Origin of the sequence: Stenotrophomonas sp. 3diitr2024, from assembly GCF_042136455.1 — a bacterium.
Taxonomy (GTDB): Bacteria; Pseudomonadota; Gammaproteobacteria; order Xanthomonadales; family Xanthomonadaceae; genus Stenotrophomonas; species Stenotrophomonas sepilia.
In genome coordinates this window covers 1-467 of record NZ_JBHHMJ010000232.1, presented here as the reverse complement: position 1 = coordinate 467, position 467 = coordinate 1, and the positions used below count along the sequence as shown (strand labels likewise).

Genomic DNA, 467 nt, shown 5'->3' with positions numbered 1-467 from the left:
ACCAGCAGGCCGGCGGCCAGGATCTCTGGATCGAGCAGCGCGGTGCCGGCATGCACCACGCCCACCGGCACCACCACCAGCGAAGCCGCCAGCAGCCCCAGCGACACCGAATGCCCGGCGTGCAGGGTCTGCCCCGGGATGTTGAGGCTGGCGTCGACGTGGTGTTCGGTCTTCTGCAGCTTGAGGGTCACCCGCGCTTCGCAGTGCTGGTCGAAGTGTTTTCCGATCCGGGCCAGCTTGCTGATGCCCACCACCTTGCCGGCCGGCAGGTAGCCGACATGCACGCGGCCGATGATCGGCGCCATGTGGTGTTCGCAGTGGCTTTCGTACTCGATGTCGCCGACGCGCTGGGCTGGGACCGATTCAGCCTGCTCGGCCATTTAATGGGTGCCGGCATTGCCAGCCTTACCGCCTCGGTCAGCGACCGTGTTGATCGGCTGGTGGCGATCGAAGCACTCGGCGGCCTG

General features: G+C 67.0%; 1 protein-coding gene and 1 pseudogene. One reads left to right on the top strand and one right to left on the bottom strand.

The genetic code is table 11. The features are described from left to right. Positions 1 to 305, bottom strand: a 305-nt coding sequence (locus ABGA94_RS05230; RefSeq protein ID WP_375366582.1) for a GTP cyclohydrolase I, incomplete at its 3' end; no start/stop codon positions are given. A gap of 15 nt (positions 306 to 320) precedes the next feature. Between ABGA94_RS05230 and ABGA94_RS05225 the strand changes: the two are divergent. Further along, positions 321 to 467: pseudogene (locus ABGA94_RS05225) on the top strand (alpha/beta hydrolase); the annotation flags it as partial.